At 60.4% G+C, this 18,741-nt stretch carries 37 protein-coding genes and 1 pseudogene; 22 read left to right on the top strand and 16 right to left on the bottom strand.

Annotation, left to right across the window (positions count from 1 at the left end):
• Window positions 1-59: 59 nt before the first annotated feature.
• The 9 genes from ACGYLO_RS16505 to ACGYLO_RS16465 all read right to left on the bottom strand — a co-directional run bounded on the left by ACGYLO_RS16505 (window position 60) and on the right by ACGYLO_RS16465 (window position 4,555).
• Window positions 60-347 (bottom strand): hypothetical protein, encoded by a 288-nt coding sequence (locus ACGYLO_RS16505; protein ID WP_394376903.1) that lies wholly within the window; start codon window positions 345-347, stop codon window positions 60-62.
• A 131-nt stretch (window positions 348-478) separates the two neighbouring features.
• Window positions 479-769: a hypothetical protein gene (locus ACGYLO_RS16500; RefSeq protein ID WP_394376902.1), complete on the bottom strand. Its 291-nt coding sequence runs from the start codon at window positions 767-769 to the stop codon at window positions 479-481.
• On the bottom strand, window positions 766-1,296 hold the full coding sequence (locus tag ACGYLO_RS16495) for a hypothetical protein (RefSeq protein WP_394376901.1): 531 nt from the start codon (window positions 1,294-1,296) through the stop codon (window positions 766-768). The genes ACGYLO_RS16500 and ACGYLO_RS16495 overlap by 4 nt, the downstream gene beginning before the upstream one ends.
• A 34-nt stretch (window positions 1,297-1,330) precedes the next feature.
• On the bottom strand, window positions 1,331-2,089 hold the full coding sequence (locus ACGYLO_RS16490; RefSeq protein WP_394376900.1) for a helix-turn-helix domain-containing protein: 759 nt from the start codon (window positions 2,087-2,089) through the stop codon (window positions 1,331-1,333).
• On the bottom strand, window positions 2,086-2,367 hold the full coding sequence (locus ACGYLO_RS16485) for a hypothetical protein (protein ID WP_394376899.1): 282 nt from the start codon (window positions 2,365-2,367) through the stop codon (window positions 2,086-2,088). The genes ACGYLO_RS16490 and ACGYLO_RS16485 overlap by 4 nt, the downstream gene beginning before the upstream one ends.
• The gene (locus ACGYLO_RS16480) at window positions 2,367-2,633 is read right to left on the bottom strand and encodes a DUF6378 domain-containing protein (RefSeq protein ID WP_394376898.1); all 267 of its coding nucleotides are present in this window, start codon (window positions 2,631-2,633) and stop codon (window positions 2,367-2,369) included. The genes ACGYLO_RS16485 and ACGYLO_RS16480 overlap by 1 nt, the downstream gene beginning before the upstream one ends.
• A complete protein-coding gene (locus ACGYLO_RS16475; RefSeq protein WP_394376897.1) occupies window positions 2,630-3,454 on the bottom strand; it encodes a DNA cytosine methyltransferase in 825 nt (274 codons plus the stop codon). Before ACGYLO_RS16475 ends, ACGYLO_RS16480 begins: the two co-directional genes overlap by 4 nt.
• A complete protein-coding gene (locus ACGYLO_RS16470; RefSeq protein WP_394376896.1) occupies window positions 3,454-3,993 on the bottom strand; it encodes an HNH endonuclease in 540 nt (179 codons plus the stop codon). Before ACGYLO_RS16470 ends, ACGYLO_RS16475 begins: the two co-directional genes overlap by 1 nt.
• Window positions 3,994-4,123: 130 nt before the next feature.
• Window positions 4,124-4,555 carry a hypothetical protein gene (locus ACGYLO_RS16465; protein WP_394376895.1) on the bottom strand — a complete coding sequence of 144 codons (432 nt, stop codon included), beginning with the start codon at window positions 4,553-4,555 and terminating at the stop codon, window positions 4,124-4,126.
• A gap of 370 nt (window positions 4,556-4,925) precedes the next feature.
• Here ACGYLO_RS16465 and ACGYLO_RS16460 point away from each other — a divergent pair, with 370 nt between their 5' ends.
• The 21 genes from ACGYLO_RS16460 (at window position 4,926) to ACGYLO_RS16360 (ending at window position 12,595) form a co-directional block, all read left to right on the top strand.
• On the top strand, window positions 4,926-5,555 hold the full coding sequence (locus ACGYLO_RS16460; RefSeq protein ID WP_394376894.1) for a S24 family peptidase: 630 nt from the start codon (window positions 4,926-4,928) through the stop codon (window positions 5,553-5,555).
• A 619-nt stretch (window positions 5,556-6,174) separates the two neighbouring features.
• Window positions 6,175-6,351, top strand: a complete 177-nt coding sequence (locus ACGYLO_RS16455) for a hypothetical protein (RefSeq protein ID WP_394376893.1) — start codon at window positions 6,175-6,177, stop codon at window positions 6,349-6,351.
• A complete protein-coding gene (locus ACGYLO_RS16450; protein ID WP_394376892.1) occupies window positions 6,348-6,530 on the top strand; it encodes a hypothetical protein in 183 nt (60 codons plus the stop codon). The genes ACGYLO_RS16455 and ACGYLO_RS16450 overlap by 4 nt, the downstream gene beginning before the upstream one ends.
• Window positions 6,531-6,708: 178 nt before the next feature.
• Entirely contained in the window at window positions 6,709-7,032 is a 324-nt protein-coding gene (locus tag ACGYLO_RS16445; protein WP_394376891.1) for a hypothetical protein, read from the top strand.
• Window positions 7,029-7,295, top strand: a complete 267-nt coding sequence (locus ACGYLO_RS16440; RefSeq protein ID WP_394376890.1) for a hypothetical protein — start codon at window positions 7,029-7,031, stop codon at window positions 7,293-7,295. Before ACGYLO_RS16445 ends, ACGYLO_RS16440 begins: the two co-directional genes overlap by 4 nt.
• Window positions 7,292-7,495: a hypothetical protein gene (locus ACGYLO_RS16435; RefSeq protein WP_394376889.1), complete on the top strand. Its 204-nt coding sequence runs from the start codon at window positions 7,292-7,294 to the stop codon at window positions 7,493-7,495. Before ACGYLO_RS16440 ends, ACGYLO_RS16435 begins: the two co-directional genes overlap by 4 nt.
• Window positions 7,492-7,683 (top strand): hypothetical protein, encoded by a 192-nt coding sequence (locus ACGYLO_RS16430; RefSeq protein ID WP_394376888.1) that lies wholly within the window; start codon window positions 7,492-7,494, stop codon window positions 7,681-7,683. The genes ACGYLO_RS16435 and ACGYLO_RS16430 overlap by 4 nt, the downstream gene beginning before the upstream one ends.
• 1 nt (window position 7,684) lies before the next feature.
• A complete protein-coding gene (locus tag ACGYLO_RS16425; RefSeq protein ID WP_394376887.1) occupies window positions 7,685-7,876 on the top strand; it encodes a hypothetical protein in 192 nt (63 codons plus the stop codon).
• Window positions 7,873-8,142, top strand: a complete 270-nt coding sequence (locus tag ACGYLO_RS16420) for a hypothetical protein (RefSeq protein WP_394376886.1) — start codon at window positions 7,873-7,875, stop codon at window positions 8,140-8,142. The genes ACGYLO_RS16425 and ACGYLO_RS16420 overlap by 4 nt, the downstream gene beginning before the upstream one ends.
• Window positions 8,139-8,348 carry a hypothetical protein gene (locus ACGYLO_RS16415; RefSeq protein WP_394376885.1) on the top strand — a complete coding sequence of 70 codons (210 nt, stop codon included), beginning with the start codon at window positions 8,139-8,141 and terminating at the stop codon, window positions 8,346-8,348. Before ACGYLO_RS16420 ends, ACGYLO_RS16415 begins: the two co-directional genes overlap by 4 nt.
• Window positions 8,338-8,943, top strand: a complete 606-nt coding sequence (locus ACGYLO_RS16410; protein ID WP_394376884.1) for an ERF family protein — start codon at window positions 8,338-8,340, stop codon at window positions 8,941-8,943. Before ACGYLO_RS16415 ends, ACGYLO_RS16410 begins: the two co-directional genes overlap by 11 nt.
• On the top strand, window positions 8,940-9,353 hold the full coding sequence (locus tag ACGYLO_RS16405; protein WP_394376883.1) for a single-stranded DNA-binding protein: 414 nt from the start codon (window positions 8,940-8,942) through the stop codon (window positions 9,351-9,353). The genes ACGYLO_RS16410 and ACGYLO_RS16405 overlap by 4 nt, the downstream gene beginning before the upstream one ends.
• Before the next feature lie 3 nt (window positions 9,354-9,356).
• Window positions 9,357-9,776 carry a hypothetical protein gene (locus ACGYLO_RS16400; RefSeq protein WP_394376882.1) on the top strand — a complete coding sequence of 140 codons (420 nt, stop codon included), beginning with the start codon at window positions 9,357-9,359 and terminating at the stop codon, window positions 9,774-9,776.
• Window positions 9,773-9,967, top strand: a complete 195-nt coding sequence (locus tag ACGYLO_RS16395) for a hypothetical protein (protein ID WP_394376881.1) — start codon at window positions 9,773-9,775, stop codon at window positions 9,965-9,967. Before ACGYLO_RS16400 ends, ACGYLO_RS16395 begins: the two co-directional genes overlap by 4 nt.
• On the top strand, window positions 9,964-10,347 hold the full coding sequence (locus tag ACGYLO_RS16390; RefSeq protein ID WP_394376880.1) for a hypothetical protein: 384 nt from the start codon (window positions 9,964-9,966) through the stop codon (window positions 10,345-10,347). Before ACGYLO_RS16395 ends, ACGYLO_RS16390 begins: the two co-directional genes overlap by 4 nt.
• Window positions 10,344-10,508, top strand: coding sequence for a hypothetical protein (locus ACGYLO_RS16385; protein WP_394376879.1), 165 nt, complete (start codon window positions 10,344-10,346; stop codon window positions 10,506-10,508). The genes ACGYLO_RS16390 and ACGYLO_RS16385 overlap by 4 nt, the downstream gene beginning before the upstream one ends.
• Complete coding sequence (locus tag ACGYLO_RS16380) at window positions 10,505-10,801, top strand: hypothetical protein (protein ID WP_394376878.1); 297 nt, start codon at window positions 10,505-10,507, stop codon at window positions 10,799-10,801. Before ACGYLO_RS16385 ends, ACGYLO_RS16380 begins: the two co-directional genes overlap by 4 nt.
• Window positions 10,794-11,102, top strand: a complete 309-nt coding sequence (locus ACGYLO_RS16375; RefSeq protein ID WP_394376877.1) for a hypothetical protein — start codon at window positions 10,794-10,796, stop codon at window positions 11,100-11,102. The genes ACGYLO_RS16380 and ACGYLO_RS16375 overlap by 8 nt, the downstream gene beginning before the upstream one ends.
• The gene (locus ACGYLO_RS16370; protein WP_394376876.1) at window positions 11,095-11,457 is read left to right on the top strand and encodes a hypothetical protein; all 363 of its coding nucleotides are present in this window, start codon (window positions 11,095-11,097) and stop codon (window positions 11,455-11,457) included. The genes ACGYLO_RS16375 and ACGYLO_RS16370 overlap by 8 nt, the downstream gene beginning before the upstream one ends.
• Entirely contained in the window at window positions 11,454-11,612 is a 159-nt protein-coding gene (locus ACGYLO_RS16365; RefSeq protein WP_394376875.1) for a hypothetical protein, read from the top strand. The genes ACGYLO_RS16370 and ACGYLO_RS16365 overlap by 4 nt, the downstream gene beginning before the upstream one ends.
• Window positions 11,606-12,595 (top strand): tyrosine-type recombinase/integrase, encoded by a 990-nt coding sequence (locus tag ACGYLO_RS16360; protein ID WP_394376874.1) that lies wholly within the window; start codon window positions 11,606-11,608, stop codon window positions 12,593-12,595. Before ACGYLO_RS16365 ends, ACGYLO_RS16360 begins: the two co-directional genes overlap by 7 nt.
• A 78-nt stretch (window positions 12,596-12,673) precedes the next feature.
• Here the strand turns inward: ACGYLO_RS16360 and ACGYLO_RS16355 are convergent.
• Window positions 12,674-13,234, bottom strand: a pseudogene (locus ACGYLO_RS16355) (response regulator); the annotation flags it as partial.
• 94 nt (window positions 13,235-13,328) lie between these two features.
• On the bottom strand, window positions 13,329-13,550 hold the full coding sequence (locus ACGYLO_RS16350) for a DUF1153 domain-containing protein (RefSeq protein ID WP_394376873.1): 222 nt from the start codon (window positions 13,548-13,550) through the stop codon (window positions 13,329-13,331).
• Between the two features lie 178 nt (window positions 13,551-13,728).
• Here ACGYLO_RS16350 and mnmA point away from each other — a divergent pair, with 178 nt between their 5' ends.
• Complete coding sequence (mnmA, locus tag ACGYLO_RS16345; RefSeq protein ID WP_067266051.1) at window positions 13,729-14,871, top strand: tRNA 2-thiouridine(34) synthase MnmA; 1,143 nt, start codon at window positions 13,729-13,731, stop codon at window positions 14,869-14,871.
• Window positions 14,872-14,877: 6 nt separating this feature from the next.
• On the opposite strand, the gene lpxB is transcribed toward mnmA, so the two are convergent.
• From lpxB to ACGYLO_RS16320, 5 genes are all read right to left on the bottom strand, one after another.
• Window positions 14,878-16,029 carry a lipid-A-disaccharide synthase gene (lpxB, locus tag ACGYLO_RS16340; protein WP_271687451.1) on the bottom strand — a complete coding sequence of 384 codons (1,152 nt, stop codon included), beginning with the start codon at window positions 16,027-16,029 and terminating at the stop codon, window positions 14,878-14,880.
• A complete protein-coding gene (locus tag ACGYLO_RS16335) occupies window positions 16,026-16,826 on the bottom strand; it encodes an LpxI family protein (protein ID WP_271687452.1) in 801 nt (266 codons plus the stop codon). Before ACGYLO_RS16335 ends, lpxB begins: the two co-directional genes overlap by 4 nt.
• On the bottom strand, window positions 16,823-17,605 hold the full coding sequence (gene lpxA, locus ACGYLO_RS16330) for an acyl-ACP--UDP-N-acetylglucosamine O-acyltransferase (RefSeq protein ID WP_271687453.1): 783 nt from the start codon (window positions 17,603-17,605) through the stop codon (window positions 16,823-16,825). Before lpxA ends, ACGYLO_RS16335 begins: the two co-directional genes overlap by 4 nt.
• Window positions 17,602-18,072: a 3-hydroxyacyl-ACP dehydratase FabZ gene (gene fabZ / locus ACGYLO_RS16325; protein WP_271687454.1), complete on the bottom strand. Its 471-nt coding sequence runs from the start codon at window positions 18,070-18,072 to the stop codon at window positions 17,602-17,604. The genes lpxA and fabZ overlap by 4 nt, the downstream gene beginning before the upstream one ends.
• Window positions 18,073-18,153: 81 nt before the next feature.
• The gene (locus ACGYLO_RS16320; protein ID WP_271687456.1) at window positions 18,154-18,738 is read right to left on the bottom strand and encodes an OmpH family outer membrane protein; all 585 of its coding nucleotides are present in this window, start codon (window positions 18,736-18,738) and stop codon (window positions 18,154-18,156) included.
• Between the last annotated feature and the right edge of the window lie 3 nt (window positions 18,739-18,741).

Raw genomic sequence — 18,741 nt, 5'->3', positions numbered from 1 at the left:
AATGATAACGGCTGCGATGATGAGCCAGCGCACAAGGCGGGCCAGTTTCTCTACTTCGGTCATGCGTTGCGCTCCTTGATTGCTTTGAGAGTTTTGGCGACGTGGGCCAGTTCCTTTTCGTAGTCTTCGCACGGCGGGCGCTCTGCTATCGCCTGATAGAGTTCCAGCCCGTCGCGTATCGCCGGGTACATCGCCTCATCAAAGAATGCGTCACCGGAAGGGTAATGCGGCTCCTCACCGTCCTGCGCGAACCGGATGCACCAGCTAAGTAAGAGAACCCCACCACAGCCTGCCGACAGGATAGCCTCTGCGGCATTCGCGGGGTTTGCACTCAGGCCATTGGCCACCAGCGTCCTCGCAGCATCTGACAAGCTGGGTATGTTTCCAGTTTCTGTGAACTGCCTTGCGCGCCACGCCTCAACGCGCTCTCTCAGGCCGTTCTTTAAGTCTATATTCACTCGATGGGGCCGCCCGTTAGTCATTCTGCGTCTCCTTCAATAAGTTCCAAAATGGCCTCCTCAATCTCCGACGCGTGCTCAGCGGCGGGGGCGGTCAGAGCGCGGTCAAAGAAATCTTTTCCAGCTACTGAAGCCGCTTCCCGAAGGGCCGAATTTCGAGCGCCTACTAGGTCGCGCTCTTTCGTTTCGATCAGGGCTGCTTGGGCACGAAGCATCTTGGCAGCGTGCTTGCGGACATTCAGACTGTCGTGCCGTTCGATCAGGCTTGCCTGTAGTTCCGCCGCATTTCTTGAGATATCCACCTCGGTCATGCTGTCTCTCCTGTGGGGTTGGCGGGGTCTGTCATGCAGTCGCCCTTGGTGGCTTCCTCTGCGGCGCGGTCACGCCATGCTTGCGGCACGTTGGGGAATTGCTCTGCGATAAGGGCGCTGATCCGTTCCTTCTCCTCCTGCGTCGGCGGGCGGCGGGTTTGCTCTGGGTCCGGTGCTGGCTGAGAAAGGGCGGCAATCATGTGTTTGCGTGGGCCTGCCTTGGCCTTGCACACGGTTTCCAGTTCCGCCCATGTCGGGAACCACTTCCAAGAATGCTTGAGAAGGGCATGGCGAACCACGTCAGCGGGGTATTCTGACAGCCGCGCCGAGTATGCGTTGAGCATCAATTCAGCGTCGAAGCCTTCCTTGCCCCGACCTGCGGTGATTACCGACAGTTCAGCCAGCCAGCCTTCGATATTCCGAACCGGGGCGGGCGTCATAAACTTGGTCAGGTCAGCAAGGGCCGCTTGGCGCTGCTCATCCGTCCCGGCAATCGCGCAGGCTGTGGCGACTTGGTAGGATGGCAAGCGCTCACCATTCGGGCCGCTTGGGTATCGGCCTTCAAACTTCACCTCCAGCGCGACGCCGTGCGACGACGCTCGCGAGACTGCCGCCTTGTCCAAATCGGTTGGAGTTTTGGTTGCCAGCCATGCGGCGATTTCGGATGAAGCGTGGGGCTTGGTCTCTAACTCGGTTCCGCCATGTGGCGTGCCATCCACGGGCTGACTTCCTTCCGCCAGCATCTGTCCGGTCTGTCCAATACGCGTGAAAGTCATTTGCAATCTCCTCAATCTCGGCGTGGGTCAAATTCAGTGAAAGGGCGTATTCCAAGTCCGCATCGCTCAATGCCCAGTCTTCGGGCAGTCGCGCTTTTTTCGGGGGCTTGGGGTCGGGCTGAGAAACAGGTTCAGATTCCGCCTGTGCGTTATCTTCTACTTCCTGTTCTTCCTGTTCTTCCTGTTTAGCGGCCATTTCGTGCACGTTTTCCGCATGAGATGGCCGGTTCGTGCGCATGAGATGGCCGGTAAGGTTAGCGGCCAATCTGGCCGGTTCGTGTCCCAAGATGTAATGATCTGACAGCCTACCGCCCCCTTCTATGCCCCGCTTCTTGCGTGCAATCCGCCCCTTGGTTTCGAGGCTGGAGAGGTGGCGGCGAACCGTCCTGCTGCCCATATTCGTCATGTCAGCGAGGTACTCTTGCGACGGGTCGCAGCGTCCTGTTTCGTGGTTGTGGCAATGCGCGAGATGGAACAAAACCACCCACTCACCGGGCGGCAAATCCTTCTGCTCAATGCACCAGTTGATTGCCGGGATACTCACTTCTGCCCCCTAATCATCTGCGCGAATTGGCTGGCTTCCTCGGTCGTGCGGAGGATCGTGTAGTCGCCCTTCCACGTCTCCAGAAACGCCTCCTGCGGCCCTGTCAGCTTGCCCTTGGGCATCTTCACCTCGACCAGATATGACGCCCCACGAAAGCCGATCAGCGCGTCTGCGGGGCGGTCCATCGGGTAGACGGAAAGCCCATAGGCGCGCAGTTCATCGAAGATCGGCCCTTCGTTCGCGTCGCGTTTGTTTTTGTACTGCCCGCGAATGCCCATTAGCTGCGCCCCGCGATTTCACCGCCGCAAGCCGCATAGCCCGCAACGTCCGTCCACGAGTCCATGTGCTGCGGGTTGCTTTGAATGCGGGCCAGCTTGAGCAGGATCATCATTGCCGCCACATCGGTTGAGCCGATTTCATCGCCGAGATACGCGCTCCACAGGTTAGCGATCTGCGCAAAGGTGTCCTCTGCGTCACCGTGCGTTGCCGCGCGGTCCTTCGTGACGTATTCGGCTGCTGTGCTGAGAATGTCGGAACGGTTCATGCCTGCGCCTCCAGAATGGCTCTGCCGATCAGTTCAGGGATTTGTGGGACTACTGCGTTGCCGAGGGCGGCAAGTCGGTCCATCCGTCCGGAAAACCCATAATCGCCTCGACGAATTGTGGGTTTAATTCCCCGTCCCATTGCATCGAAAGTGAGATTTGCTTGCCCAATTTCTTGCGCCTGGCGACACACCCCGATGATGGGTTTCCCCGATTGCGGTTGTCGCTGGCTGTCGGCGTCGGCAGCATTGCCATTGCCATGTTTAGGCAAGACGGGTGCTTCATCATGCTTGGAGCAAGCTGGTTGGCTTTCGTGGTTGGAGTAGCCCACAGTCCAGACCCTATCTCGTCTGTGCGGGGCACCAACGGCGCAAGCTGGAATAACAAACGGCCGGCAGGCGTAACCTTGTCCCTCCAAGTCAGAAAGCACATCATCGAGGCCCATGCTGATGTGGCCAGCAACGTTCTCTCCAATGACCCAAGAGGGCCGGAGTTCAGCCACGAGCCGACTAAATTCCGGCCAGAGGTGGCGGTCATCATCCTTGCCTCTTCGCTCCCCAGCAGTGGAGAATGGCTGGCATGGGTATCCGCCGCAAATAACGTCAATTGTTCCATCAATGTCTGAGCCCTTCAGGTCGCGCACATCAGGGAAGCAAGGCACATCAGGCCAGTGCTTCGCCAAGATTGCGCGGGGGAATTCGGCGTACTCACAGAAAGCCACGGTTTCAAAGCCGCCCGTGCGCTCTAAGCCGAGGCTAAAACCGCCGACTAGAATGCCAGAGAACAAATCCAACACTTTCAATTTGGGCTTGTCCTCCAGCATTATTTTTCCTCCCGCTGTACTTCGATCTTCCACGATGGGAATCTCTCCGAATTGGCCCGGTTGTAGAAACTCTGGCGGTTAAGCCCGAAGCGGGACGCTGCTTCTTTCGGTGAATTGAATTGCAAGCCTTCGGCGTGATAGATGCGCCTCTCACCACTCCAACGGGAGCCGCACAGAGCGGCCTTGTGGCTTGGGGATAGCTTGGTTGGCTTCTTGTAGCCGCGCTGCAAACCTGCGCGGTATGCGTGTTTTTGGTTTTCGCTCTGAGTTGCCCATTCGAGGTTTTCCAAGGCGTTGTTTGCCTTGTCGCCGTCGATATGGTTGACTTGTGGCTTGCCTTCGGGGTTTGGGATGAAGGCTCCCGCCAACAAGCGGTGAACAAGGTATTTTCGGCCCTTGCCGTTTTCCCAAAGTTCAACGCGGATATATCCGTTCTTGCTGACCTGAGCCTTGACGACACGCCCAAAGCGCGAAGTGACAACCCCATCCTCTCGGATCGTGTACCCCGCAAACAGGTCGAGGACGCGCAGCTTGCTCATACGTCACCCCCAAAAGGCCCGGCGACGGGGAGAAACGCCGCCGGGCTAGTTGGCCGACCGTCATGGCAACGGCAGGCACAGGGAGGAACTGACGCAGTAACGTACCGCTGCGCCTCGGATGCTGTGGGGGTCATTGGCGGGCCTCTAGGGCTTCACGCAGGCGGCGCATGGCTGCTTCGGCCTCCATCGCCTCGCGGATAGCTTCGGTCAGGTCGCCATCGGCAGACTGAGCCGCAGAGAGGGCCGCTGCGATAGCCTCCCCCGCCTCTTTCGACGCAACGCCAGATGCCGCATAAAGGCAGGCCGATGCTGTCGGACCTTCCGCGCTCATACGTCGGGCCATCATGCGGCTGACGGGGTAGCGGGCCGCTGCATCCTCAAGGGCTGCTACGTCCTCAACAGGCCAGCCGAGGTGGCCAGCGAGGCGCTTGGACAACGTGCCTTTGCTGACCGAGCCGCCAGTGCGGGCGTTGATTGTTTCCGCCGCAGCGTCGAGACAGCCAAACGTGCCGTCGATCAGCGCGGCCATCTGAGCGTTTACGAGTTTCCGAAGGTCAGTCATAAGCAACCTCGTTTCCTTGGTATTGACGGGGTTGAGGTCCATCTGTTCGGTATGGGAAAGAGCGAAACACATGGACGGGGGGAGGCATTAGGCGACGCTTGGTGGCGCAGGGCGCGAAATGAACTTTTGAAGCCGCTCTGCGACCTCAAGCGTGCAACTCTTCCCCGATTTGAGACGGTGATAGAGGCGGCTGTTACCAACCGCCCGGCTAGTGACAGTTGCGGGGGCGATATTGTTGGCCGCAGCGAACTGCTCAATGTCTGAGATCAACTGTTCTTTGGTCATGCCTCAGTATAGGGATAATTATCCCCCTATTGCAAGGGACAATCGTCTCCTAGTGCTGGAATCTGGGGTGGATTATTGTCCCATCATGACAATGACCTTCTCAGACGCCCTTACGCAGGCGCTAAAATCGACCAAGAAATCGCTGCGCCAGATCGCTGACAGCGCGAACGTGTCGTACGAGCAGCTTAAGAAGGTTAAGCAAGGAAAGAGCCAATCCACCAACGTCGATGATGCTCAGAGGGTAGCTGCCGCTCTGGGGCTTACTTTGGACCAATTCCTCAGCGGCGAGTTTGGGCAAAAATCCACCGTAGCCATCGCTGGCGCGGTAGGTGCCGGGGCAATGGTCCCCGTGTTCGACGCCTACGAAAAGGGCGACGGGCCGCAAGTCGAATGCCCGCCGCAAATGTCTCCGCATGGCGTTGTTGCCGTTGAAGTGCAGGGCGATAGTATGGAGCCTGTCTATTCCGCTGGTGATCTTCTGTTCTACACGCGCGAAGCCGCTGAGGGCGTCCCGTCAGATGCCATCGGTCACCGCTGCGTATGCGAAGATATGGACGGTATGGGCTGGGTTAAGCAAGTTCGAGCGGGGTCAGAGCCGGGACTGTTTCACCTTATTTCTCTCAATCCCGGCGCAGACAACAAGCATGATGTGAAGCTAAAATGGGCCGCGAGGGTGCGAATGCACCTACCTGCGGACATGGCGAGACGGGTGTGACCTCACCGTGACCAAGACCCCAATCCGGCGGTTTTTCTTTTCCTTCATCACACCTTCATCTGTTATAATTTTTTCAGGCTGGCAATGGAATCGCCCTCAAACGGCGACACCCCGGACCCAGCTTAGGGCTTTGCGGCCCTGTGTCACTCGTTAGCTGCGAGAGGCTAAGGCCAGTGTGATTGGCGGGAAGCTGATTACTCAAGGTCGATCGGGAATGGGGGGTGCACCTTCCTGAACCAAGCCGCCTCGCAAGGGCGGGATATAAATACTGAGTGTGGAGACACGCTTGACCGGTCAAGCAGCACACCGAGGGGACACCCATGCGGTTTTGCTTGGCGGTGGCAATGCTGGCTGATCTGATCACCATCATTGTCGGGCTAATCGTCATTGCTGAAAAGCTCTTATGACGCCCGGGGGAGGTTACCGCCTCCCCCACCATTTCAGCATGCCTCCACACTTTAAGCCGTCCAGGATCAGGTCGACTAAGTCGTCTATAGCATATCGGTTAATTGCTTTATAGGGATTATTATCCCCTTTTTGGTTGACAGGGATATTTGTCCCCACTACTCTCCTAAGCACAGGGCCACAACGGCCAGCCACAAGGCAAGGAGAGAACGCAATGACCACACTTACCCAAGCACTAACCGACCTGAACCGCGCGGCGTATGCGGCGAACTTCGCAGGCCGCGACACTCGCCAGCATCCCCACTTGGACCGCCAGACGATCCGCGAGATTTGCGAAGCGACTGACAAGCTGGTGGACGAGAACGCTATGCAGCGGGAGGGCGCGGCATGATCTTCGCCCACATCACCCCCGCAGGCGAGGCCGCTGGCCTTACCGCAGAGAAGCTGCACGACCTCATTGAGCAGCACGAGCGCAACCGGGTGCAGACCGTCACGCTTTCTACAGCAGACTGGCACCGCGTAGACGACGATCAGACGCCCCCTAGTGCGGCGCAGGCTGTTTCGCTGTGACCCCCCGCTGGCACTATCGCGGCGATGGGAAGTGGCACGGCACAGGCGGCTATCGGGCCAGCCTTCACCAGCCCCTCACAGACGCATGGACGCTGCGCACCCCAGACGGAAAGCGACACACCGGGACCGCGCAGGAATGCCGCCAGATCGCGGCGCAACACGCAAAGGAGAACGCATCATGACACTCCACCAGCCCATCCCACAGGTGCCGCTATCACAGCCCGCGCCGATGTATCTCAAGCAAGCCCCGCTGTCTGACAGTGAATGCGACGTAACAGACGCGTGGAACGAGCGGAACGACCCTGAGAACGAGGAAGGCGCGATTGTCACAGCCTTCTTTGAGCACAGCCACGACCACGGGCAGACGCAGGCCACCATGATTGGCCTCGCCATCGAGGAGGACGGGCTGACGCTGTTTTACACCGCCTATGGCGCGCTCGCAATGCTTGGCGCTCAGGCTGCTTACCGCATTGAGCAGGTGCACGGGGAGACGCTGCAATGACTGATATGCCAGTGAAAATTTGGGCATGGCACTTTTTGCCTGAGAAGCAAGACGATGTGATCAAAGGCGGCTGGGATGATGTGCAGGACCGCAAAGAGGTTGAGTACATTCGCGCCGATACAGTGAACCCCGCGCTGCTTGCTGCGGAGGAACTGGCAGACGCCGTAGACGAATGGGGCGCAAGGGGCCGCACAGAAGCGACAGCCGCCGCGCTTAACACCGCTCTAGGCAAGTACCGCGCAGCAACGGAGGGCAAGGCATGAACCCCTATGACCGCATCGCCGCAAACCCGCCCCCCGGCGTCTATGACCACCAGATCGGCACTGAGGATGGCGAGACTTGCGGGCGGTATCCGCTGCCCGACGAGGACGCCCCGCGCTGGTGGAAGCCCAAGCCCTGCAAAGGCGAAATGACAACCGAAGGCGGCTTTGTAGTCTGTGATACCTGCGGAGAAGTAGCATGACTGATTACACTTCCGGCCCATGGGCGCACCCGCCCCGCAAGCGCCAAGAGCGCCAGCCAACATTCGGCTTCGCTATGGCCGTTATCATCGGCTTGGGCATTGCGGTCCTGCTGCACCACATCGACGCCCGCAGTGAACACGCGCGGTGGGAGGCGACTTTCGCCCCCTGCACAACGGCGAGGTGCTGACATGAAACACGCAGCCCCCGCGCAATTCCTGCCGCCGCGTGTTGCCGACTGCGCCGACTACTTTCGCCGCTGCCGTGCTGAATACGCGCAGAAATACAAAGCCGCCCGCTACCTCTACCAGCGCCACGAAATGCGCCAGCGGGTTCTGCACTACGGGCGGTTAATCCGCAAACTGGAAGGACGGACGCAATGACACATCACCCGCTTAGAGATGCCGTGATCCACACGTTTGAGCGCCGCGACAGCAACGAAGGCGGGCCGCGCTGGCTGGCACGGTTCCACCCTGACCGCCTCTGCATTGTTTTCTTTACTGGCGACACAGAAGCCGAGGCCATTGAGAAGGCCGAAGCCCTGCGCACCGAAGCGATTGAGAAGCATGAGGCAGCGTATATCGCCCGCATGGAAGCCGCAGCCGTGGCCCGTGCGAAAGCTAAGGCGAAGAAAGAGGCGGCAGCATGAAAGACCTGCCCCCCAACCGCACGTTTGGACGCCGTGACGCCTTCCACAGCATAGCCCTACAGCCGCTCGAATGGATCACCAAGAGCCTGCGCATGGGGGATGGCTGGGACTTGGCCGAACTGACGCCCTTTGTGAACCGCTGCCGCGCTCTGGTGGCCGCATATGACGCCCGCATAGAGGCGATGGAGAATGAAAATGGCCGCTGAGAATATTCACAACGTATTGCACACGATCCAGAACCAACTGCACGTTGGCAAGGACAAGCGCAACGAGTTCGGCGGGTATAACTACCGCACCGCAGAGGGCATCATTGCCGCCGCGAAACCGCTGCTGCCGGAGGGCGCAAGCCTCACCCTGACAGACGATATCCGCGAGGTTGCGGGGCAAGTGTTCTTGTTTGCCACGGCAACCCTCACGCTGGCCGATGGGGCCACCCACAGCGCCCAATCTGCGGCCCTGCATCCCCTTACCAAGAAGGGCATGGACCCCTCGCAGATCACAGGCTCAGCGTCCAGCTATGCCCGCAAATATGCCCTGTCTGGCTTGTTCGCCATTGACGATGGGAAAGAGGATATCGACGGGCGGCAGCAGCACTATGAGCCGGACCAATCCGAAGAGGTCGCGCGGCTGACATTCCTGATTGAGAACGCCGAAGGGTCAGAAGCCCTCAAGAAGATCAAGATGGACGAAAAGCGCGCGCTCGACGCCCTCACAGACGACAGCTTCAACAAGGTGAAAGCGGCTTTTGTCGCGGCATCGAAGCGCATCACTGAAAACCAACCCAAGGATCAAGCAGCATGAAAATGATTACGATTGCAGGCAATGTCGGGAAGACAGCCGAAGTCCGCAACACCCAAAACGGGCAGCAGGTAACGGGCTGGACCGTGGCCGTAGATGATGGCTGGGGGCAGAACAAGTCGACGCTATGGTTTGACTGCTCCTGGTGGGGGCAGCGTGGTGAAAAGGTCGCGCCGTATATCCAGAAGGGCGGCAAGATCACTGTGTCGGGTGAACTGTCCAAGCGAGAGCATGACGGGAAAACGTATCTGACGATCAACGTCAATGACGTGACCTTGCAAAGCAAGTCAGACCAGCCGAACGCGGGCAGCACGGGCAACTATGACGCGCCGAGCGGCTACGGGGCGGGCGGCAATCCGAACAGCGGGCGTGACCTCGGGGATGAAATACCGTTCAAATACAGCGACTTGTAAGACATGATGCGCGCAGCCCTCACAGCACAGGACGCGGGCCGCTTGGCGGAATGGGTGGAAGGCTTACCCATTCCGTTTACCCTGACCATGCGCGAAGGCAAGGTGCGGTCACTGAGCCAAAACGCCCTGCTGCACAAGTGGTTTGGCGAGATTGCCAAGCAGACCCACAGCACCGCCGATCAGGTGAAGCGTGAGTGCAAATTCTATCAGGGCTGCCCGATCCTAATGGCCGACGATCCGCAATTCGTCTCGTTTCTAAGCCACCTAAAGAGCCTGACCGTAGAGCAGAAGATAGCCGCGATGGATTATATCTCAGTCACTTCGGTGATGAACACGAAACAGCTTAGCGCGATGTGCGATGCGGTAGAGGCCAAGTATCTGCCGCAGGGCATCCGCCTTAGCCAGCCGGAGGATAAGCAGTGAACCTGACGATACTGAACGTACCGCAAGGGGAATGGGCGCGCGCGGCCCGTGCAGCGTACCAAGTTCACCGCGAAAACCCCGACGCTACAGAGGTGGAGTTTAAGCGCCGCATGACTGACGATGTTGCCTTGCTCGTGAAGCGGACAAGCGCCGGGTATATCGTCAAAGGCAAGCCTGAGGGCTGGTCATGAACAAGCCCCTCCGCCGCACCCCCATGCGCCGCAAGTCGAAGAAGCGGGCCGCGCGTGAGGCATCGCCAGAGGGCCGCGAAGATGCGGAGTATCTGCGCAAGGTCCGCGCTTTACCCTGTTGTATTTGCACGAATTTTGGTATGATCCAGACAAGCCCAACGGACGCCCACCATACGAAAAGCGGGCGGCATGGGAAAGAGAGAACGCCGGATCGGCAGGCCATTCCTCTTTGCAAATGCCATCATCAGGGACTGCGCTTTGATCGCGACAAAAGCAAGCACGCATTCCACCAAGGGCAGGCCACATGGGAAGCCCTATACGGCCCCGACACAGATTATATCGCAGCAACTCAGGACGCGATTGAAAGGATGGATTTATGACCACCCACGCCGAAACCCTGCAACGCAATCTATCCGCGCTCCAACGCACGACCGTCAAACAAAAGGCCGAGATAAACCGCCTATGGCGCAAGGTGGAGAGCCTGACCGCAGACAAGGCCGCGCTGTTGGCGGATTTGAAGAAAGCACGAGGTGAAGCATGACTGAGAAAGTAGAGCACGTTGCTGATGCTTTGGCAGAACATTGTCACGAGCCGCGAGGCATCCTGCTGATGATGGCCCGCGCCGCTATCACAGCCATGCAAAAGGACGCCGCTATGGATCGCCTCGTAGCCGAGGGGCAGCGATGTGACGCCATGACACCGCAGGAGGCGGCGAAGGTGCTGTTGGATGCGTACCCACTGCAAGTAGGCAACTACAAGAAGGACACAGTATTCAACACACGGATGATCCATGAAGCCCTAAAGCGTCTCGCACAGGAGGACAGCCATGAGTAACGCACTAGACGACCTGATTGCAGCCGTGGAGGCGAATGACTGGCAGGACATGGCCCTCGCCTATGCCCTGAAAGGGGTGAACCCTACTCACGTCAGACACGCTTACAAAGGCTCCCTTGACGCCGCCAAGGCATTACACGAAGCCGCGCTGCCGGGGTGGGAATGGGAATTACACCAAAGCGCCTCAATCCTTTGGCGTGACAGCGATACGGAAAACGCAATCCTGCAATTCAATGATACGCCCGCCCGCGCATGGCTCTTAGCAATCCTACGGGCAATGAAGGAGCAGGCCAGTGACTGACGCACTAGACGACCTGCGCCAAAAGTTGGCGGACGTGATATGCAGCGACCGCGCTGTTGATAATTGGCAGGCTATGCCATCGGACTATGATCTTGCAGACGCCATTATCACCGCTCTGCCGGGGCTGGTGAAGCCGTTGGAGTGGGAGGTGGATCGAAACCGGATTAGGTCCGGTAATTACGCCATCTTTGAGTTCGTCAGTGGCTTTTACCTTGAGGCGGATGGCGAAGGCGTTGCTAACCCGTTCCCCAGCCTAAAGGTGGCTAAAGACGTAGCCCAAGCCCACCACACGGCGCAGATCATGGCAGCGCTTGGGATCGACGCCGGGGAAATGCAGGAGGGGAAGGACGCATGAGCCAGCCGACCGACAAGAAGGCGATGGACCTTGTTGCCAAGTGGGAGGCCACGGGGCGCATCGTCCGCAAGGTTATCATCGAAGGCAAGCGCATTGAGGTTGAGTTTGACCGCTCCCCCGTCAAAGGCGTGACTTTGGATAACGTCAAATGGTGAAGCGCTCTTTGCCTCGCTATGTCTACCGGATGGGGCGCAACGGCTATCTGTATTATCGGCATGACGGGGTTTCGCACCGTATGCCCGACGATCCGGCAAGTGCCGAGTTTGCGCAGGAATATGCCCGCCTGCGGAGTGGCCGCGCCCTTCCAACATCCAAGCGCACCGTTAAAAAGCTGATCGCGTCCTACCTATCCTCGCCCAAGTGGGAGGGGTTGTCTCGCAATACGCAGAAAAGCTACCGCCAATCGTTTCGCTATCTCGAAGAGAAGATCGGACCATACGACCCAGCCCGAATTAAGCCGCACCACGTCTATGACATGCGCGACAGCATGACAGACAAGCCGACCACCGCCAAGCGGCGCGTAGGGGCGCTGTCAGTGCTTATGCAGCACGCAATCAAGCTGGGGTGGATAGAGCGCAACCCCGTTCACCCGCGCTTTGAACATCTCAAGACCAAGAAGCCGCCGCGCCAGCCTTGGCCGCTCGAACTGATCCAAGCCGCCCGCGATACCGCCGACCCCGACACGCTGCTGATCTTTGAAATGCTGCTAGGCACCGGGCAACGCATTAGCGATGTGCTGGCAATGCAATGGGGGCATATCGAAGATGGGGGCATATGGGTCACGCAGAGCAAGACTAAGGCGCGGCTGTTCGTGCCGTTCACAGACCGTTTGCGGGCGATGCTGGACGCCACACCGCGCCGGGGGCTGTACATCATCACCCTGCCAGATGGTCGCCCCATGAAATACAACAGCGCGTACAATCGCATGATGGAACTTCGCAAGGCTATCGGGGCCGAGGCTTATGACAATCACGCCCTGCGCCATTCTGCGGCATCTGAGATTGCCTCGCTTCCCGGCATGACCGACGAACACGTCAAGGCGCTGACAGGCCACACAAGCGCCGGGATGGTGCGGCTGTACTCAGGGCCAGCGGGCCAGAAGGCGCGTGCGAAAGAGGCTCAGAAGGCCCGGAAATGACGCTGGAACGGCCCATGAACGGAAGGGGAAAGTTTTACCGAGACTTTACCGGGCTGAACCCGAAACCGACAAGTCATTGCAAATAAACAGAGAATAGGCTCGGTATAGATGCTTGAGAAACATTTCCTTGGTCAGGGTCGTGCCCTTCCGCAGACTCAGGAGTTCGAGCATCTGATATTCCTTGCCGGTCAGATGCACGGGGGCATCGTTCACGCTGACGGTCTTGGCATCAAGGTTCACCGCCACTTGGCCCGTCTTGATGATGGATTGCGAATGCCCCTTGGACCGCCGAATGATGGCATGAATCCGGGCGACCAATTCCTCCCGATGAAAGGGTTTCGTCAAATAATCGTCGGCGCCGAAACCGAATCCCCGCAGCTTATTCTCCGTATCGTCGGATCCCGACAGGATCAGGATCGGCGTCTCAATCCGGGCGAGCCGCAACTGGCGCAGCACGTCATGACCGTTCATATCCGGCAGATCGAGGTCGAGCAGGATCAAATCATAATCGTAAAGCTTGGCCAGATCGATTCCCTCTTCGCCCAGGTCGGTGGCGTAGACGTTGAGATTCGCATGGGTCAGCATCAGTTCGATACTGCGAGAGGTCGTTGGGTCGTCTTCAACTAACAATACACGCATTTCGGTTACTCCGGCTCATCTTGGACGATGGGCTCACCCTGAGCAAAAAAGGTTAACTACCCGTTACCGATACTCGACAGGATAGATTAACAACTTAAAGTTGTCTATATTTTTTCAAGGCCGTGGCTTTCAGCGCCGCCTCCCCATGTTCGGTAACCGCATGTAACCACTCCATAAATTCCTCATCACTGATACCATAACGCTCCAGCGCTTCGGATTGGGTGATCAGCCCATAGACCACCCCCCGCACCACCGCCGCCTTGCGCGAGGCAACCCATCGGCGGGTATCGGCGCTTGGCAAATCGGCGCGGGACATCACGCTCCCGTCAGCGAGGGTAACAGACCGTGGCCCATCGACTTTTTTTCAGGTACATCGCATCATCCGCCATTGTTTTGGCGTCCAATAACCCCCACCTGCCTTAACGCGGCGTGAAGCCCGCCCTTGTGACTAGGTAGGATTTTCCTATATTCGCGCACAAACTCCGGAGAGACCCATGGCCCTTGATCAGACCCCGCCGCTCAATTCGCTTGGCTTTGCCAAAGCGCCTGCCGATACGCGCGTCGTCGTGGCGATGTCGGGCGGCGTGGACAGTTCTGTCGTCGCGGCCATGCTCAAGGACGAGGGCTATGATGTTGTGGGCGTGACCCTGCAGCTTTACGATCACGGCGCGGCGCTGGCCAAGAAAGGCGCTTGCTGCGCAGGGGTCGACATTCAGGATGCCCGCCGCGTGGCCGAGGAGATGGGCTTCCCGCATTACGTGCTGGACTATGAGAACGTCTTCAAGGACGCCGTGATCGACGAGTTTGCCGACAGCTACCTCGGCGGTGCGACGCCGGTGCCCTGCATCCGCTGCAACGAGCGGGTGAAGTTCAAGGACCTGCTGGAAACCGCCAAGGACCTCGAGGCGGACTGCATGGCCACCGGTCACTATATCCAGCGCAAGATGGGCGAGAACGGGCCGGAGCTGCATGCCGCCGCCGATGGCAACCGCGACCAGAGCTATTTCCTCTTCTCCACCACCGAAGAGCAGCTGTCCTACCTGCGCTTCCCGCTGGGCCATCTGCCGAGCAAGGACGACACCCGCAAGCTCGCCGCGAAATACGGGTTGGAGGTCGCCGATAAGCCTGACAGCCAAGACATCTGCTTTGTCCCGAACGGCGACTACGCCGCGGTGATCCGCAAGCTGCGCCCCGAGGCCGCTGATCCGGGCAATATCGTCGACACCGAGGGCAATGTGCTCGGCAGCCACGAGGGCGTGATCCATTACACCATCGGCCAGCGCCGGGGCCTCGGCATCGGCGGTCTGGCCGATCCGCTTTATGTCGTGAAGCTCGACCCTGAGCGCAAAGAGGTGGTCGTCGGCCCGAAATCCATGCTCGCCACTCGCAAGATCCCGGTGCGCGAGATCAACTGGCTGGGCGATGCGCCCCTGACCTCGCAGGCGGAATGGAACATCGCCGTGCGGGTGCGCTCTACCCGTCCACCGCGCGATGCAATCCTGCGCCCGATCAGCGAGACGGAGGCCGAGGTCGAGCTACTCACCGCCGAGGAAGGCGTCTCTCCCGGGCAGGCCTGTGTTTTCTATGATCCTGAAAGCACGCGCATTTTCGGCGGCGGCTGGATTCACCGCGGCTGACAGCCCTTAAAGTCGCGCCAGCACCGCCCGCGCGGCTCGCAGGCCGGGTGCCTCACCCCCCTGCCCCAGACGCTGCATCGTCAGCGCCATGGCGTCCTTCTGGGCGCCGGGCGCGCGCAGCACTTGCAAGACGCCTTCGGCGATCGGACCGGGGCGGCAGTTCGCGCCGATGAATTCGGGCACCACGCGGGTTTCCGAGACAAGGTTAACCAGCGTCACCGTATCCACCCGCAGCATCCGCCCGATGATCTGGCGGCTGATCCAATTCATGTCATAAGCGATGACCATCGGCGTGTTCACCGCGGCAAGCTCCAGCGACACGGTGCCCGAGGCCGCAAGCGCCACATCCGCCGCGCGGAAGGCGGCGCGTTTGCTGGCGGTGAAAGCCTCGGCACTTTGGTCGCGCGGGTCCAGCACCAGCGGGCTGCCCGCCCAGTTGCGCGTGACCTGTTTGACCAAGGCCGCCACGGGGGCCGCCGCAGGGACGACGACGCGCAAGGACGGCTCGGCCTCGACCAAGCGCGCGACGACCTGCTGGAACACCGGGGCCAGCCGCGAGACCTCCCCCCGGCGCGAACCGGGCAAGGCAAGCAACAAGGGCGCATCGGCGAGACGGTGTTCGGCGCGGAACGACGCGGCGGCGGCGTCATCGGCCACGGGCTCGGCCACCACCGGGTGGCCGACGAAATCACAAGCCATGCCCGCCGCTTCCATATAGGGAGGCTCGAAGGGGAACAGGGCGAGGACGTGATCGACGGAACGGGCCATTTTCTCGGCCCTGCCGGGGCGCCATGCCCAGACGGTCGGGGCCACGTAATGCACTGTTCTGATGTCGGATTTCTCTTTCACCTTGCGCGCCACGCGAAGCGAAAAATCGGGACTGTCGATGGTTATGAGCACATCCGGCCTCAACTCGACCACCGCCTGCGCCGTCTCGTTGATCCGGGCCATCAGGGCGCGGTATTTGGGCAGGATCTCGGCCAGCCCCATAACGCTGAGCTCGTCCATATTGAACCGGCTTTCCAGCCCCTCAGCCATCATCTGCGGCCCGCCGATGCCGTCGAATGTCACCTCGGGGCAGAGTTCTTTCAACCCGGCCATGAGCGCGCCGCCCAACCGGTCGCCCGAAGGCTCGCCTGCCAGAATGAACACCTTCATCCCGCGTCCCCCTCTCGGACCCAAAGCACCAATCCTAGTTCATCGGCCAGCGCCACGCAGGCGTCACGCTCCAGCAACATCACGCCGCCCGCCTTGACCACCACGCCCGCCAGCCCCGCCGCATGGGCGGCGCGCAGCGTGTCGGGGCCGATGGTGGGCAGGTCGATCTCACGGATTTGGCCAGTTTTCGGGCCTTTGCAGAGCACTGCGCGCGCGCCCTGTACCGCTTCTGGCAGGGTCGCGAGCAGGTGATCCGTGCCCCCAATGGTCTCGACCCCATAGACCTGTTCGCGCCCGATCACACAGGCCTGCCCGATGTCCAAGCTGGCCAACCCGTCCAGCACCGCCGTGCCGCGCGCCGCATCCCGGCGTATCTGATCGTCGGGCCGCTCGCGGGACAGCACACCGCTGTCGGCCAGCAGGTCCGGGACCAGTTCATCGGCCCCAACCACCCGCAGGCCGTGATCTTCGAAAATCGTCTTGATCACCTCAAGCGCGCCATTGTCGCCCGCCGCAAGGGCGGCTTTGAACTGCGGCACCAAGGGCGCCGTGCGCATGTCGAGCTTGGCAGGATCGAGCGTAGGCCGGTCAATCGCACCGCAGAGGCAAACCTCGCGGATGCCAAGACCCAGAAGATGCGCAAGCAGGCTGCCCAAAGTCTCCAACCGGAAGGTCAAATCGGCCTTCAGCCCATCGGGCGCGCAGCCCTCATAGGCGCAGACCAAAGGCGGCACGTCCTGCGCCGCCGCCACCCGCGCGGGCAGGCCGCCGCGCCCGGCGATCAGCGCAAGGCTCATTTCGGCGTCAGGAAATGGCGGCCCGTGTCGGCCATGACGAAATCGACGATCTGGCGGACGTAATCGCTTTGCGTCTCGTCCCCCAAACGCCGCGCCCGGTCCGAGAATGTCCCCTCGCCCTGCGCCAGCATCTGGAACGCGGCCCTGAGCGCCGTGATGTCGCTGCGCGCCACGCCCGCGCGTTTCAGGCCAACGAGGTTCAGCCCGTCGAGATCACCGCGCGGCGCTTGTACAAGGCCGTAGGGGATCACGTCATTCGTCACCATGGTCACCGCGCCGACGATCGCGCCTTGCCCGATCCGTACCCATTGGTGAATGCCCGACAGCCCGCCGATGATGACGTCATCTTCAAGCACGCAATGCCCGGCGACGGCGGCGTTGTTCACCACGATCACGCGATTGCCAACAACAGCGTCATGGGCGATGTGACAGCCGGCCATGAAGAGCCCGTCATCCCCCACGCGGGTCACCCCGCCGCCACCTTCGGTGCCGCAGTTCATGGTGACATGTTCGCGGATACGGTTCCGCTCCCCGATGACCAGACGGCTGGCTTCGCCCTTGAACTTCAGATCCTGCGGAATCTCACCGATCACCGCGAAAGAGAAGATCACCGTGCCCGCGCCGACCTCGGTCCGGCCGGTGACGACGACATGGGATTTCAATTCCACATCCGCCTTCAGCACGACTTCGGGCCCGACCACGCAGAAAGGCCCGACGCGCGCCGAAGGGTCAATCTGCGCGCCCTCTTCGATCACGGCACTCGGGTGGATATTGCTCATGCCGCGTCCTGCGGGAGATCCAACATCGCCATGAACTCGGCCTCGGCGGCCATTTCGCCCTCAACAGTGGCCACGCCGCCGAACTTCCAGATCTTCGCACCCGGCTTGCCGCGCAGGGTCTTGAGGTCCATCCGCAGCACATCACCGGGGCCAACCTTCCGGCGGAACTTACATTTGTCGATGGACATGAAATAGATCAGCATGTCGCGGTCCTGCATGCCAAGGGCCGTGCCCACCATCACGCCCGCGGTCTGGGCCATCGCCTCGACGATGGTGACGCCCGGCATGATTGGCGTGCCGGGGAAATGGCCCTGAAAATGCGGCTCGTTCATGGTGACGTTCTTGTAGCCGACAGCACTCTGGGTGCCCGCGATCTCTTCGACCTTGTCGACCAGCAAGAAGGGATAGCGGTGCGGCAGGATGCGCTGGATCATTTGGATATCGGCGCGCAGCAGCTCTTCGGTCATGGACTGTCCTTTGTCTCAGAAGGTTGCTGAAGGGCTACCAATTCGGGCGGCTGGGGGCAAGCATCCCGGCAGCTGCGGCGCTTACTCGGCGTCCGTCAGCCCGCTGCCGATCGTCTCGTCCAAAAGCGCAATCGCCTCATCCGTGACCTCAATCGCGGAGGACGAGACAAAGACCCGACGCCGCTCCAGAATGACCGCCGCGTCGGAATTGCGCATCAACTGCTCAAGCACCGGGGCCGCAGCGGCCAGAAACCGCTCGCGCTCAAGGTCCAGCGCCTCGCTCAACGCCCGGTTCTTTGCCGCCTGCTCTGCCCTTGTACGCTGCACCTTTTCGTCAAAGGCATCGGCCAAAAGCCGGAACTGCGCCGGTTTCAGCTGAGAGCGTTTTTCGGTGAGTTCGCGTTCCTCCGCCTCAAGCGCCGCTTCGATCTCGCGGTTCTCGGCGGCAAGCTCCTCGCTCTGGGCTTCGATCTCGCGGCTGACGCGCTGGCCAAAGGCACTGTCGCGGAACAGGCGTTCGGAATCGATGGTCAGCACCGGGCTGATCACGCCGCCCCGCGCCGGGGCGGGCGTGTTTGTCTGAGGCTCTGCCAAGGGCCCCTGCTGCGCAAGGCCGGGGGCGGCCCCGGCCAGCATCATCACCAAGGGGATGATGGCGCGGCGCATGGG

It is taken from the genome of Sulfitobacter sp. 1A13353, assembly GCF_043557255.1.
Lineage (GTDB): Bacteria > Pseudomonadota > Alphaproteobacteria > Rhodobacterales > Rhodobacteraceae > Sulfitobacter > Sulfitobacter faviae.
The sequence above is the reverse complement of the archived record's forward strand: the minus strand, read 5'-3'. Positions and strand labels throughout refer to the sequence as shown.

Excerpts from the sequence above, each read along its gene's own strand:
- ACGYLO_RS16500 (WP_394376902.1), bottom strand. The coding sequence starts at position 769 with ATGACCGAGGTGGATATCTCAAGAAATGCGGCGGAACTACAGGCAAGC.
- ACGYLO_RS16485 (WP_394376899.1), bottom strand. The coding sequence starts at position 2,367 with ATGGGCATTCGCGGGCAGTACAAAAACAAACGCGACGCGAACGAAGGG.
- ACGYLO_RS16480 (WP_394376898.1), bottom strand. The coding sequence starts at position 2,633 with ATGAACCGTTCCGACATTCTCAGCACAGCAGCCGAATACGTCACGAAG.
- ACGYLO_RS16475 (WP_394376897.1), bottom strand. The coding sequence starts at position 3,454 with ATGCTGGAGGACAAGCCCAAATTGAAAGTGTTGGATTTGTTCTCTGGC.
- ACGYLO_RS16470 (WP_394376896.1), bottom strand. The coding sequence starts at position 3,993 with ATGAGCAAGCTGCGCGTCCTCGACCTGTTTGCGGGGTACACGATCCGA.
- ACGYLO_RS16465 (WP_394376895.1), bottom strand. The coding sequence starts at position 4,555 with ATGACTGACCTTCGGAAACTCGTAAACGCTCAGATGGCCGCGCTGATC.
- ACGYLO_RS16460 (WP_394376894.1), top strand. The coding sequence starts at position 4,926 with ATGACAATGACCTTCTCAGACGCCCTTACGCAGGCGCTAAAATCGACC.
- ACGYLO_RS16455 (WP_394376893.1), top strand. The coding sequence starts at position 6,175 with ATGACCACACTTACCCAAGCACTAACCGACCTGAACCGCGCGGCGTAT.
- ACGYLO_RS16450 (WP_394376892.1), top strand. The coding sequence starts at position 6,348 with ATGATCTTCGCCCACATCACCCCCGCAGGCGAGGCCGCTGGCCTTACC.
- ACGYLO_RS16445 (WP_394376891.1), top strand. The coding sequence starts at position 6,709 with ATGACACTCCACCAGCCCATCCCACAGGTGCCGCTATCACAGCCCGCG.
- ACGYLO_RS16440 (WP_394376890.1), top strand. The coding sequence starts at position 7,029 with ATGACTGATATGCCAGTGAAAATTTGGGCATGGCACTTTTTGCCTGAG.
- ACGYLO_RS16435 (WP_394376889.1), top strand. The coding sequence starts at position 7,292 with ATGAACCCCTATGACCGCATCGCCGCAAACCCGCCCCCCGGCGTCTAT.
- ACGYLO_RS16430 (WP_394376888.1), top strand. The coding sequence starts at position 7,492 with ATGACTGATTACACTTCCGGCCCATGGGCGCACCCGCCCCGCAAGCGC.
- ACGYLO_RS16425 (WP_394376887.1), top strand. The coding sequence starts at position 7,685 with ATGAAACACGCAGCCCCCGCGCAATTCCTGCCGCCGCGTGTTGCCGAC.
- ACGYLO_RS16420 (WP_394376886.1), top strand. The coding sequence starts at position 7,873 with ATGACACATCACCCGCTTAGAGATGCCGTGATCCACACGTTTGAGCGC.
- ACGYLO_RS16415 (WP_394376885.1), top strand. The coding sequence starts at position 8,139 with ATGAAAGACCTGCCCCCCAACCGCACGTTTGGACGCCGTGACGCCTTC.
- ACGYLO_RS16410 (WP_394376884.1), top strand. The coding sequence starts at position 8,338 with ATGGCCGCTGAGAATATTCACAACGTATTGCACACGATCCAGAACCAA.
- ACGYLO_RS16405 (WP_394376883.1), top strand. The coding sequence starts at position 8,940 with ATGAAAATGATTACGATTGCAGGCAATGTCGGGAAGACAGCCGAAGTC.
- ACGYLO_RS16400 (WP_394376882.1), top strand. The coding sequence starts at position 9,357 with ATGATGCGCGCAGCCCTCACAGCACAGGACGCGGGCCGCTTGGCGGAA.
- ACGYLO_RS16390 (WP_394376880.1), top strand. The coding sequence starts at position 9,964 with ATGAACAAGCCCCTCCGCCGCACCCCCATGCGCCGCAAGTCGAAGAAG.
- ACGYLO_RS16385 (WP_394376879.1), top strand. The coding sequence starts at position 10,344 with ATGACCACCCACGCCGAAACCCTGCAACGCAATCTATCCGCGCTCCAA.
- ACGYLO_RS16380 (WP_394376878.1), top strand. The coding sequence starts at position 10,505 with ATGACTGAGAAAGTAGAGCACGTTGCTGATGCTTTGGCAGAACATTGT.
- ACGYLO_RS16375 (WP_394376877.1), top strand. The coding sequence starts at position 10,794 with ATGAGTAACGCACTAGACGACCTGATTGCAGCCGTGGAGGCGAATGAC.
- ACGYLO_RS16365 (WP_394376875.1), top strand. The coding sequence starts at position 11,454 with ATGAGCCAGCCGACCGACAAGAAGGCGATGGACCTTGTTGCCAAGTGG.
- ACGYLO_RS16360 (WP_394376874.1), top strand. The coding sequence starts at position 11,606 with ATGGTGAAGCGCTCTTTGCCTCGCTATGTCTACCGGATGGGGCGCAAC.
- ACGYLO_RS16350 (WP_394376873.1), bottom strand. The coding sequence starts at position 13,550 with ATGTCCCGCGCCGATTTGCCAAGCGCCGATACCCGCCGATGGGTTGCC.
- mnmA (WP_067266051.1), top strand. The coding sequence starts at position 13,729 with ATGGCCCTTGATCAGACCCCGCCGCTCAATTCGCTTGGCTTTGCCAAA.
- lpxB (WP_271687451.1), bottom strand. The coding sequence starts at position 16,029 with ATGAAGGTGTTCATTCTGGCAGGCGAGCCTTCGGGCGACCGGTTGGGC.
- ACGYLO_RS16335 (WP_271687452.1), bottom strand. The coding sequence starts at position 16,826 with ATGAGCCTTGCGCTGATCGCCGGGCGCGGCGGCCTGCCCGCGCGGGTG.
- lpxA (WP_271687453.1), bottom strand. The coding sequence starts at position 17,605 with ATGAGCAATATCCACCCGAGTGCCGTGATCGAAGAGGGCGCGCAGATT.
- fabZ (WP_271687454.1), bottom strand. The coding sequence starts at position 18,072 with ATGACCGAAGAGCTGCTGCGCGCCGATATCCAAATGATCCAGCGCATC.
- ACGYLO_RS16320 (WP_271687456.1), bottom strand. The coding sequence starts at position 18,738 with ATGCGCCGCGCCATCATCCCCTTGGTGATGATGCTGGCCGGGGCCGCC.